Annotated in this window: 7 protein-coding genes and 1 pseudogene; 5 read left to right on the top strand and 3 right to left on the bottom strand. The window is 43.6% G+C overall.

What is annotated here, in order from left to right:
* Nucleotides 1–1,301: 1,301 nt before the first annotated feature.
* Together M886_RS12730 and M886_RS12725 are read right to left on the bottom strand one after the other, a co-directional pair.
* Nucleotides 1,302–2,111, bottom strand: coding sequence for a helix-turn-helix transcriptional regulator (locus M886_RS12730; RefSeq protein WP_048041219.1), 810 nt, complete (start codon nt 2,109–2,111; stop codon nt 1,302–1,304).
* Nucleotides 2,112–2,457: 346 nt separating this feature from the next.
* A complete protein-coding gene (locus M886_RS12725) occupies nt 2,458–3,330 on the bottom strand; it encodes a PAS domain-containing protein (protein ID WP_011034861.1) in 873 nt (290 codons plus the stop codon).
* A 112-nt stretch (nt 3,331–3,442) separates the two neighbouring features.
* Between M886_RS12725 and M886_RS19470 the strand changes: the two genes are divergently transcribed.
* From M886_RS19470 to M886_RS12685, 5 genes and pseudogenes are all read left to right on the top strand, one after another.
* Nucleotides 3,443–3,895 (top strand): DUF2769 domain-containing protein, encoded by a 453-nt coding sequence (locus M886_RS19470; protein WP_327036902.1) that lies wholly within the window; start codon nt 3,443–3,445, stop codon nt 3,893–3,895.
* Between the two features lie 464 nt (nt 3,896–4,359).
* Nucleotides 4,360–5,004 (top strand): dimethylamine corrinoid protein MtbC, encoded by a 645-nt coding sequence (mtbC, locus tag M886_RS12705; RefSeq protein WP_015412949.1) that lies wholly within the window; start codon nt 4,360–4,362, stop codon nt 5,002–5,004.
* Nucleotides 5,005–5,121: 117 nt separating this feature from the next.
* Nucleotides 5,122–6,525 (top strand): annotated as a pseudogene (gene mtbB, locus M886_RS12700) ([dimethylamine--corrinoid protein] Co-methyltransferase).
* A gap of 264 nt (nt 6,526–6,789) precedes the next feature.
* Nucleotides 6,790–8,235 carry an APC family permease gene (locus tag M886_RS12690; protein WP_048036517.1) on the top strand — a complete coding sequence of 482 codons (1,446 nt, stop codon included), beginning with the start codon at nt 6,790–6,792 and terminating at the stop codon, nt 8,233–8,235.
* 266 nt (nt 8,236–8,501) lie between these two features.
* The gene (locus M886_RS12685; RefSeq protein WP_048051736.1) at nt 8,502–11,021 is read left to right on the top strand and encodes a histidine kinase dimerization/phosphoacceptor domain -containing protein; all 2,520 of its coding nucleotides are present in this window, start codon (nt 8,502–8,504) and stop codon (nt 11,019–11,021) included.
* A 198-nt stretch (nt 11,022–11,219) separates the two neighbouring features.
* On the opposite strand, the gene M886_RS12680 is transcribed toward M886_RS12685, so the two are convergent.
* Complete coding sequence (locus M886_RS12680; protein ID WP_048051283.1) at nt 11,220–12,131, bottom strand: MBL fold metallo-hydrolase; 912 nt, start codon at nt 12,129–12,131, stop codon at nt 11,220–11,222.
* Nucleotides 12,132–12,179 lie beyond the last annotated feature (48 nt).

Raw genomic sequence — 12,179 nt, 5'->3', positions numbered from 1 at the left:
TTCCTTTTTACTTCAGGCATGATTCGCTTTTATCTCAATTTCAATTTTGTTTAGATAATATCTGCATATCTAGATCAGATAATGTCTTCATATTTTATTCAGATAATGTCTACATATCTTGTTCAGATAATATCTGCATATTTAGTTCGGATAATATGTGCATATTTAGTTCGGATAAATATATACAATTTTTAGCTGAGAAATTTTTGAAGCCTTTGAAAAATCTCATGAAAAAGGCAATTTCCAATGACTCTTTCTCGAGCCCTGGCCAGCTGAAGAAACTTTACAGGTTGGGCTATATAATATAAGATATATAAAAGGGAGGTGTCAGGAAAAGAGGTTCAACCTGAATGATTTGAGGCTGAAAAGAAGGGAAGGCTTTATTCCGAAAAATAAAGCCGTGCTTCAAAGAAAGAAAGCGTATAAAACTTTAATACGCCAGAAAGAACCTTAAAGTGGATATGAGCGTGCTGGATATGAGTTTGGGAACTTTCTTAAAACAATGCACAACTCTTTTAATCCACTGAAATTTCCTTATATAAATTAAAGGTGTCCGGCGGGATGCCTGTCAAAAAATGTGTCGATAAAAAATAAATGGGTTTGGGAATTCATCAAAACTGTCCGTCAGGAAATGAAGTATGGACAAAGCAAATTAAAGAATAGAGCGGCTGGACTCTTCCAGAAGCATATTCTGTTGAGAAGAAGTCCTGATTAGCGGACTACCATGTCAGACAGAGCTCAGGATCTCAGGTATGGATTGCGAATTTGAAAGTGGTCCTAATGGCGACCTGGGAAATGGCAAACCTGAGCTCATGTCAGACCTGGATAATCAAAATGATCTGGATAACCGAATAAGCGGGAGCATATAACTGGCATGATTCAGGGTCTGCACTTTTATCTCTTCTTCGGATAAAATACACAGAAAAATCAATGCAGGCTTAAATACTGAGATTTCTTTTTTTCTTCATTTTCCTGGCGAATATTTAAATCTGCATAGTTTGTTTTTATGCTCGGTTAGACTCGCTAATTAAGACCATTTCCATAAAACCATTTCAAGAATTGATATAATTTTCAGTGACAACTGCTTATAAAACCGCTTGTAAAATCACATATAAAAGCATATATAAAATAAATATATAAAAAACATATATAGCCTTTCTAAGATCGTTCACAGGCTTTAAAGATTATTTCCAGCTCTTTAAAAGATCTGCTGGCTCTGCAAAAATCATTCCGGTTTTAGTCCTTTTTCATACTGAACCCATTTCTACGCTGTACAGTTCCTTTTCCGCTGATGTCCTTTTTCAGGCTGTACTGATATAACTGTCAATACTCTCAACACGTTCGGAATTCTTCTCGTAGTAATCATAGAGTTCCTTGCCCCAGGCAAGAGCACCGGGTTCAAAAGATATTACAAACTTCCGGTCAAATGTCCCCTCTTTGGGAAAAAGAGCTACTCCCATGAAATTGTCTGCAGCTATAATGGTGGGAATCTTTTCACAATCCTTACAGACCATAAGCTTTGCATTTTCCATATTAAGTAACTTCATGGTATGCTCCCTGTAATCCTCTTCAGCCCATCTTTTGAGGATTGGTCCTGGAAGGATAAGGGACACAGATGTTCCTTTCTGTACAAGCTCAAGATAAAAAGAAGGAAAAAGAGGATGGAAATAAGAAACCAGAGCTTCGAATTTTCTAGATTTTTTAGCGTTTTCGACATATTCAGGGATCAATTCGAACATATGTTCTATTTTGGGCTCGATTGTAATGCAGTGACCAAGTTCCTCAATACGGCGAAGAAGAAATGGAGGAATTTTACTCATGTCTCTGTCAGCCCAGTAATCTGCGTTTTCTTCCAGCACGGAAATAGTATCCAGAAGGGGTTTCATTTTCTCGGCTATAATTTTTCCAATCTCGCTTAGCCTGTAAACATCCCTGTCCTGTATTACAAGGTGCTTTTCCTTCAACATTTTTATCTGGGGCTGGACTGAGGTTGCGCTTGCTTTAAGGGTTTTCTTGAGCGTATTGATATCTTTCGGTCCCTCAAGCAAAAGAAGAATAACATTCTTTCTTTTTTCAGATAAAAAAATCAGGTCAAGCAGAGAGTCTTCCATATTATGCACCTCAACTGGACACAGCCTTCTCCGGCTGTATATTTACAATGTAATTAATAAAGCATCGGCATCAAATATAATTATCACGTATATTATGTTTAAAGCTCTTATTCAGGGCATGTGATAAATGCACTTTGCACATAGAACAATGAACCACTTTTATTGATATATATAAATATATTTTCTTATATCTTATACATATCGTTCGCTTCAGTAACTTTTCTCTTATAATTATTCTTTGTTAAAGCCGGTTTAAAGAAATTAAAAATATAAAGGAGACAGACCGGAAGGAAAAAACAGAAAAAGACGAACCCGAAAGGGAAATATGAAAAAAGAAAAATAATCTTCAGGGCTTTACTCTGTCGGTTATGTCTTCTATGATGCCCTGGAAATTGGTTACCTGCCCTTCCTGGTTGCGCTGTATAAAGGTTTTTTCTTCCACCCAGCGCACCTCTCCTGAGGCTGTAAGGATCCTGTACTGGCGGTTGAACTCTTTTCCCCCTTCTTCGCAGTTCTCTTCGAGTTCCAGCTCTACGAGAAGAAGGTCTTCAGGGTGGACGATTTTTCCATAAAGGACTCTCCCGGAAATAAAATCTTCCGGAGCATACCCGAATTGCCGGACATTTTCGGATACATAAATTGTGGGCCAGTATTTTTCTGCTTTCCAGAGGAAAACTACCATAGAACTGTTATTAATCACTGTTTCGAGCGCTCTCTGCCTCTCAAGCAGGGCTTTTTGTTTTTCCATGAGGGCTTTCTGGCTCTCAAGGGCGTCGCGCAGTGCTATTTCGTTTTTAATCTCTGTGGTGATATCCCTGACAATGCCCTGAAAATTAACCACTCTTCCCTTTTCATCTCTCTGGATAAAGGTTTTTTCTTCTACCCAGAGGATCTCCCCACTACCTGTAATAACCCTATATCTGGTGACAAAATCGTCTTTTCCGATTTCACAGCATGTGGTGAGTTCTTTTCTTACCCTGTCTATATCCTCGGAATGAACAATATTTCCATACATTATCCTGCCTGTAAGGAAGTCCTCTGCACTGTACCCCAGCTGGCTTACGTTTTCCGATACGTATTTGGCGGGCCAGTCTTCTTCCGGGGCCCAGAGAAAAGCCATTACAGGGCTGTTGTTTATCACAGTTTCTAGAATTCGCTGTCTTTCCAGTACCTCATCAATAATAGTTTCATCGCTTTCAGCTACCTGATTGAATCCCATAGTATCCCTCTTCCTCCAGATATTTTTTTATATTCCAGAACCCTTACAGCACAGGTGAAAATGTATTTATAAAATCCTCTATCAATATACAATATATTTTGACATCTTATAAATTCATCCTTTTTTATACAGGGGGAGTATTCTGGTCTCGGAGATACCATCCAAAAATATAGAAAACATAGGAACTTCAGAAGTAGAAGAATTCTCTGGGAACAGGCAAGATGTTATCCAGGGAGCCAGAGAAGAATATGGAAGGTATTTTGGCATCTGCGGTTCATACCACCACCTGAAAGCCTGCCTCTGCAAATACTGTTCTTCTTATCCGGGCGGTGCAGGGATGTTTTGTGCTCGAGGAGGCATGGAAACCGGAAAAGGAAAAAAAGACGAATGCCTCTGTGAAACATGTGTGGTCTTCAAAAAGTTCCGGCTTGAAGGTGAGTATTTCTGCCAGCTCAAAGAAAAAGAGGAAGATTTTGAGAAAAAATATGTTGCTCCGGATATCTGTACGGATTTTCGGACAAGTGCCGGGACAATCAGGGTCTGCGTGCTGGGAGAGAAAAAATAATTCGATATCCCATACCAAATAATTATGAATTTATTTAAGTATGAATTTATTTAAGTATGAATTTATTTAAGTATGAATTTATTTAAGTATGAATCCATTAAAGATATGGAAAGGCAGGGTCAGACGCAGAACTTATGCAGAACTTATGCAGAACTTATGCAGAACTTATCTGTTTTTATTCTGTTTTCCTGATATAGAGCCTGTTTTAGAGCCTGTTTTTGCTGGCATTGAATATTTCAACACTATCGTAAAATCCTGTCCTTTGATCTTTTACTAAAGAGACTTTCTTTTTCCTTTCAGCCTATACAGTACACAGGGGAAGTGCCATCTCCATACCTTTAAGAAAAAACATCAGGGGCTGGGCTATATAATTTTACAAATATAATATGTACAATCAGAAATCAGGACTCAGTAACGGTGTCCGGATACTGAAGAGAGATTCTGGCGAAATTGGAGGTTTAAAAATGGCAACTAAAGAAGAACTTATTCAGGAGCTTTCGGATTCAATAATCTCCTGTAAAAAGGATGCAGTACTTGCTGCAGTTGAAAAAGCAAAGCAGGTTATGGAGCCTGCGGAAATAATCGAAAATGGGCTTGCTGCCGGCATGAACCAGGTAGGAGTTTTATTTGAGAGAGGGAAACTCTTCCTGCCCCATGTGATGATGGCAGCCGATGCAATGACTGCCGGAGTCAAAGTACTTGAAGCGGATATGCCTGCAGGGGCAGCGACAAAGAAACTCGGAGTCATTGTAAATGGGACAGTAGAAGGAGACGTTCATGACATAGGCAAATCAATCGTCTCAACAATGCTGCAGTCTGCAGGCTTTGAAGTCCACGATATAGGCAGGGACGTTCCCATAAAGAACTTTGTCGAGAAAGCAAAAGAAGTTAATGCAAACATGATAGGGATCTCTGCCCTTATGACCACAACCCTGCAGGGCCAGAGAGAGGTTATTGAACTTCTTAAAGAAGAAGGGCTGCGCAGCCGTGTTAAAGTGATGGTAGGCGGCGCTCCTGCGACCCAGGCATGGGCTGATAAAATAGGCGCAGACTGCTATGCAGAAAACGCAAGCGAAGCTGTAGCAAAGGCAAAAGAACTGCTTCTCTGAACCCCTGATTGCAGTCCAGTTGTTTTGTTAAAATTGCAGCTTAATTTAAATTATACATTTTGATTATCCAGGTTCATTTTAGTCCGGGAAATCTCATAAAAGCAACGGAGAATAAAAATGGCAACCGAATATGCTTTAAGGATGGGAGACGGGAAACGGATCTTCCTTACTAAGGACAAGATCATAGAGGAGCTTGAGGCAGGAATGGCGAATGCCTCTGACCTCGGTGAAATTCCCGACCTCAGCGGCGATGAAATCGACAAGCTTGCAGAAATTTTGATGATGCCCGGCAAAACCGTCAGTGTCGAGCAGGGCATGGAAGTCCCTGTCACACACGACATAGGCACACTAAGGCTTGACGGTGACCAGGGCAACAGTGGTGTTGGTATACCTTCCAGCCGTCTTGTCGGGTGCATGATGCACGAAAGGGCATTTGGCGCTGACACAATGGAACTGGGTCACATCGACTACAGCTACAAGCCTGTAAAGCCTGTCGTAGCAAACGAGTGCCAGGCAATGGAAGTCTGCCAGCAGAACATGATCATTCCGCTCTTTTACGGTGCAATGCCGAACATGGGGCTGTACTACACTCCTGACGGACCTTTCGAAAACCCCGGAGACCTCATGAAGGCTTTCAAGATCCAGGAAGCCTGGGACTCCATGGAACATGCAGCCGCGCACCTTACAAGGGACACAGTGTGGGTTATGCAGAAACTCTTTGCCTCGGGAGCAGACGGCGTTAACTTTGACACCACCGCTGCCGCAGGCGATGCTGACATGTACGGTACCCTCCATGCAATCGAGGCTCTGAGGAAAGAGTTCCCTGACATGTACATTGAAGCAGGCATGGCTGGCGAATGTGTACTTGGTATGCACGGTAACCTCCAGTATGACGGGGTTACACTTGCAGGGCTCTGGCCACACCAGCAGGCTCCTCTTATTGCAAAAGCAGGTGCAAACGTTTTCGGGCCTGTGTGCAACACCAACACAAGCAAGACCTCTCCATGGAACCTTGCACGCGCTGTCAACTTTATGAAAGCAGCAGTTCAGGCTTCTTCAATTCCCTGCCATGTTGACATGGGCATGGGCGTCGGCGGAATTCCCATGCTTGAAACTCCTCCGATTGATGCCGTTACAAGGGCAAGCAAGGCAATGGTCGAGATTGCAGGCGTAGACGGCATATAGATCGGGGTCGGCGACCCTCTGGGTATGCCGATTTCCCACATAATGGCTTCAGGTATGACAGGAATGAGAGCAGCAGGAGACCTTGTTGCAAGGATGCAGTTCTCAAAGAACATGAAGATTAAAGAGGCAAAGGAATACGTTGCAAAGAAGCTAAATGTAGAAACCATGGACCTGGCGGATGAATATGTTATGCGCGAACTCCGTGAGGAACTCGACATAGGCGTGATCACTTCAGTGCCTGGTGCTGCAAAGGGAATTGCCGCTAAAATGAATATCGAGAAACTACTCGATGTAAAGATAAATTCCTGCAATCTATTCAGGAAACAGACAAGATAAACACACTGAATAAGAGAACCGGATTCTCACAAAAAAGCCAGAAAAAGAAGAATCAGGAGCCTGTCTTACCTGAAATTCTTCAGTAAAAGAGGAGATTTTTCGGGGATGCTTCGGCAGAAAAACCGGAACAGTCTCCCTTTCCGGCTCCTGAATATCTTCCGAATTTGTATCCGTTTTTCTGCTTGCAGTTCTGCAGGCTTATTTTTCTGCAGGAGCTGTGCGAATCATCAGGCTAAACTAACAAATAGTAGAGGAGTGTGTAAAATGAGCGATGAAAATAACGAATCCGGGGGGCTTCAGCGGACAATTGACTGGAAACAGGGGCTTGCAATTGCTCTCGGTGTTCCTGTGCTGATCCTGCCTTCTATAGGTTACTTTGCAAGCTATGTCTGGGCTTTTGCGATCCTTGTCTGGGCACTTTCTGTTTTCCAGGGATTCATGCAGAACTTTGCCTACGGAGAACTTGCAACAATGTTTCCAAGGGCCTCCGGACTTCCTGGATTTGCCCAGAGCGTATTTAGAGCGAGTGATGAAAATAAACGATATGAAAAGAGCAAGTTACTTGGAGGTTTCAGTGCATGGAGTTACTGGTTTGCCTGGAACCCTGTGCTTGCTATCTTTTCAATCCTTATCGGAAGTTACCTCAAAGGGCTTATCCCTGCATTTGCAGGAGTGCCTGACCTTGCCATGTATCTTGTATCCGGTGCAACTGTGTTTCTGTTCCTTATCCTGGTAAACTACCGCGGGCTTTCAGGAGGCGCAACGCTTGGGTATATCCTTGCGGTTCTTTCGCTTGCCCCGCTTATAATTATCTCTCTTGCACCTTTCGCAACAGGACACTTCGAGATGAGCAATATAACAGGTTCCTGGCTTCCGACTGACTGGAGCTGGGATGTACAGCACATACTTATCCTTCTCGGGCTTTTTGCAATGGCACAGTGGAGCGCCTGCGCGTGGGAAACTGCGGCTATCTACGGGCCTGAATACAAGCAGCCCAGGTCCGATGTGCCCAAAGCCCTCTTCATCTGCGGAGCTATCTGCCTTGTGACCTTTATCCTTGTCCAGGCTGCCTGTACAGGGACTCTGGGTGTTGAAGGAATCCTTGCTGAGCCTTTCTCTCCCATGCTTCCCATGGCTCAGATGACTCTGGGTTCAATAGGAGGATCCCTTGCCATCCTCATGCTTATTGCGGCAATGATCCTTATTATCCAGACTGCTTTCCTGGGAGCTTCAAGGGCCATGTACTCCATGGCTGGAGAAGGAAATCTGCCCAAGTTTTTCGGAAAGATGAACATTTACGGAACCCCGGTCAATGCAATGATCGTTATTGCCCTCTTTAACATGGGTTTCATCTTCCTCGGGACACCTGCAGCCATCCTCGCAGCTTCTGCAATAGGATATGTCTGTGCTAACGGGATCAGCCTTTTTGCATACGTGAAAGCAAAATTCGACCCGCGCTTCTCGACGCTTGAGAGACCTTTCAAAGCTCCAGGGGGCTGGCAGTATGTTGCTGCTTTCTTCGGGTTCTTTAACCTGCCTCTCTGTCTGATAGGGATTGTTTATCTCAACAGCCTTGAAGTGGGCTGGGCTTCCACAATAGTCGGTTTCGTGGTACTCGCCCTTTACATCCCCCTGTGGTTCTACTCTCAGAAAGAGGGAGCTTCGGAGACAGGGAAAGAAAAAATTGCAGTGAGTGAAAACTCGGTATAAGTGAGTGAAAACTCAGTATAAATTTTGAATGGCAATGCAGGAAAAACTCCTGCATTATTTTTACTTAATTTTACATAATTTTACTTAATTTAATTTTTTAGCCCTTAAGGAAGTTTTTTAGAAGTTTTTAAATATTTCAAGTTCTTATAAAATTAAATCATTAAAAGTGGTCGTTCCTGTTTTTTTCAGAATATGGGCCCGTGAAAAAATGCTCTATTTTCCCCCTTTCGGCAGCTAAAACGAGAGGAAAAATATTGAGGATTAAAATGTTTAGCAACACCCCCTTAAGAACGAAAATGATTGTTTACACGGTGCTGGGAGTCTTTTTGATCCTTACAGCCTCCACAGCTGTGATCATTTCCACTGTCACGACCCAGGAAGAAAAATTGGCATACCAGCAGTCGGTTGAAATGGCTTCCAATTATGCAAATCAGTTCGATGCGGATATGAAAGCCAACCTGGCCATCGCAAGGACGATTTCAACAATAATGGAAAGCTATGAAACCGCAGACCGGGATGAAGCCCTCCTGATTCTGGAAAACCTGCTCCGGGACAACCCTCACCTTCTGGGGACCTATGTTGCTTTTGAGCCCGATGCCTTTGACAGGAAAGATGCCGAATATACAAACTCTCCTGCTCACGATGAAACCGGCAGGTTTGTCCCTTACTGGAATAAAATGAACGGGACTGCTTCAGTTGCCCCCCTGCTTCATTACGACAGCTCGGACTACTACCAGCTTCCGAAAGCTACGGAAAAAGACGTGCTTACGGAACCTTATTTTTATGAAGGGGTGTTTATGGTGAGCTACGTTTCTCCGATCATGAAAGACGGAGAGTTCGCAGGGATTGGAGGGGTGGATGTTTCACTGGAATACGTGGATGAGGTGGTAAGCAAGGTCAGGACTTTTGACACCGGATACGCTTTTATGGTAAGCAACAGCGGGGTCATTCTCTCTCATCCTACACATAAGGACTGGATAGGGAAAAAAGACCTTTATGATTTTGGAGGGGAAGAGCTCAAAAAAGCCTCCCGGGATATAAAAAATGGAATTGGTGGACACCTTGAGACCGCAGACCCCACAACAGGAAAAACCGTAATCCTTTTTTACGAGCCTGTAGAGACCGGGGACTTTGCTTTTGTTCTGGTTGTTCCTAAAGAAGAAATGCTTGCCGGAGTAGCTGACCTGAGAGAGAGGCTTCTTATCATATCTGCGGTTTCGATCCTTTTCATGGCTGCCCTTGCTTATATGATTGCAAGGTCCGTAACAGAGCCGATTAACAGGATCGTAAAAGACTTCAAGAGCATTGCTGAGGACGCCGTAAAAGGGGAACTCGGAGTCAGAGCTGATACGGATGTGGAAATCGACTTTCAGGAAATACCCAAAGGCCTGAATGAGATTCTCAATGCTGTAGTTATCCCTATCAGGGAAACTATGAGAGTCACAAATGCCCTTGCAAAAGGGGAATTAAAAGAAAGGGTTAATGTGGATGTCCAGGGAGAGTTCAGGGAGCTTGAGGACACTCTTGATAAGTTTTCCGAAACCCTCAATATGATTATAGATGACTCTAATGCTGTCCTGAAGGCTTTCCAGCATAATAATTTCAAGAGGCCTATCCAGGTCAAGGGGCAGGGAGATTTCAAGCTCCTTACGGACGGAATTGAAGAGACGCGCCTGGTGCTTGACAGGGTTACAACACAGCGAAGGGAAGCGGAAAAATCTCTTCTCGAATATGCGAGGAAACTTGAACACTCAAACAGGTTAAAAGAAGAGCTTGAGAGCATAATTAACAGCAGCCCTGTTATTGTCTTTTTATGGAAGTATGAAGAGGGCTGGCCTATAGAATTTGTCTCGGAAAACGTTACAAGGCTCGGATATGAAGTGGAAGACTTTACTTCAAGAAAAATCCTTTACGGGAATATAGTATATCCCGGTGACCTTGAGAAAGTTGAGCGTGAGCTTGCAAGAAATATTGAATTCGGCTGTGAAGATTACAGTTCAGAATACAGAATACTTACCAAGTCAGGAGAAGTACGCTGGGTGGATGAAAGGACCTTTATTCAGAGAGATGAAAAAGGTGAGATCCGTCTGCAGGGGATTATCCTCGACATAACCGAGCACAAGAAAGCCGAAGAAGCCCTTTTGCAGATGGTAGAAATCCGCAAAAAGGAAATTCACCACAGGATTAAAAACAACCTCCAGGTAATCTCAACCCTTCTCTATCTCGAATCAGGTAATTTCAGCGACGAAAAGGTTATAGAGGCTTTCAGGGAAAGCCAGCACAGGGTCAAATCCATGGCTCTTGTCCACGAAAAGCTCTACCAGTCCGAAGACATGATAAGCGTGGACTTTTCAGACTATATCCAGAACCTTGCAAATTACCTTTTCGGGGCTTATTCCGTGGGTGATAAAAATATCAGCCTGAAACTTGACGTTGATAATATTTTCCTTGGCATGGACACTTCTGTCCCTCTGGGTATTATTATCAATGAACTTGTCTCAAATGCCCTGAAACATGCATTCCAGAAAAAGGAAAGCGGTGAGATTTGCGTCTGCCTTAAAAAAGAAGAGGAAAGAAACCGTGAAGGGAACTGTTTCTCACTTGTTGTAAGAGATAACGGCAGAGGCTTCCCTAAAGAAATTGATTTCCGGGAAACTGATTCTCTGGGCTTGCAGCTTGTAATTAACCTTGTGGACCAGATTGAAGGGAGCATTGAACTTAATACGCATGAGGGAACAGAATTCAGGATAAGGTTTAAGGAATTAAGATACAGGCAGAGAATGTGATTTATCCGCAAACGAGAATCATTAAAGACAGTGCAATACCTGAAGGGCTTTATATTGAACACCTTAAGAGTTATTGTATTTAACACCCGAAGAGTCATTGTATTCAGCACCTTAAGGGTCATTGTATTCAGCACCTTAAGGGTCAATGTATTCAATATCTTAAGAGGATCCTGTGATAATGGATCTTATGATAATAGTTCACAATAGATAGTCCTCAACACCCGCTTCACTCTTTTCATAAGCTTCGTGCCAGCCACGGGGCACAGGCATTTCTTCATACAGGTTTTTTCTCTGCGCCTCAAGCAATTCAGGTTTTTTACCCATAAACTCCGCGGCGCATACAACTGTATTTTTTACCATTCCTGCGAGGTCTTTTAACCACCTGTAGCCCTCAAGAGACCTCAGGAGGTGGTGGTCAAGGATAAGGGTGCCTGCATTTTCGGCAAGCAGAAGGGCATTTTCGAGCGCCTCTTTAGAAGCTTCTGGGACATGATGGGAGAGGTAGAGAGGAGGTCCGGAAACAAAAACAACTGAAGGCTTCCAGGCAAGTATCTGCATGACAACCTCCCTGTCCAGAAGCTGGATATCCGAACCATGAACAAACACTTTATCTCCTTCAGAGACCCTGGTCATCATCACCGTGCCAAATCCCTTACCTCTCGTCCCGTGAGGTACAGCGGGCGAAAAACTGACACCTTCAGAACTGACACCTTCAGAAGCAGGAAGAGAATGCCCTAAATAGCGAAAAAACTCTTTTCTCCTTTGTAGGGACAACCCCGAAATATTTCCCGGACCTTTGCACCAGAACCTGACCCCTTTTAAATCGGGGAGATCTTCCACTGGCAATTGATAAGGGTCTTCGACTTTCATGGGCATGTGGTCCCCATGGTAATGGCTGATTACTATGTCTGTTGTGCCCTCGAATTCCGCAAGAATTTTCTCCCTGATCCTGAGGGCAGCTGCCACCTCCACAGGGTGCGGAAGCAAACCGTACCGCAGGCGAGCAAGGGCAACTCCGGGATCGATAAGGATCTTTCTCTCCCCGGTCTTCACAATACACGCAAGGGACCGTGCTCCGAAAGACTCGCACCCCAGTATCTTAATCTGCATATGTTTCTATCCTTTTTCAGGAATAAAAGCCCTTTCAGGAATATTTTT

The organism is Methanosarcina soligelidi (genome assembly GCF_000744315.1).
In the GTDB taxonomy this organism is placed as follows: Archaea; Halobacteriota; Methanosarcinia; order Methanosarcinales; family Methanosarcinaceae; genus Methanosarcina; species Methanosarcina mazei.
This window is presented reverse-complemented; position numbering and strand designations above follow the sequence as displayed.

Bases quoted from the DNA above. Each gene is read 5' to 3' on its own strand.
- M886_RS12730 (WP_048041219.1), bottom strand. From the start codon at position 2,111: ATGGAAGACTCTCTGCTTGACCTGATTTTTTTATCTGAAAAAAGAAAG.
- M886_RS12725 (WP_011034861.1), bottom strand. From the start codon at position 3,330: ATGGGATTCAATCAGGTAGCTGAAAGCGATGAAACTATTATTGATGAG.
- mtbC (WP_015412949.1), top strand. From the start codon at position 4,360: ATGGCAACTAAAGAAGAACTTATTCAGGAGCTTTCGGATTCAATAATC.
- M886_RS12690 (WP_048036517.1), top strand. From the start codon at position 6,790: ATGAGCGATGAAAATAACGAATCCGGGGGGCTTCAGCGGACAATTGAC.
- M886_RS12685 (WP_048051736.1), top strand. From the start codon at position 8,502: ATGTTTAGCAACACCCCCTTAAGAACGAAAATGATTGTTTACACGGTG.
- M886_RS12680 (WP_048051283.1), bottom strand. From the start codon at position 12,131: ATGCAGATTAAGATACTGGGGTGCGAGTCTTTCGGAGCACGGTCCCTT.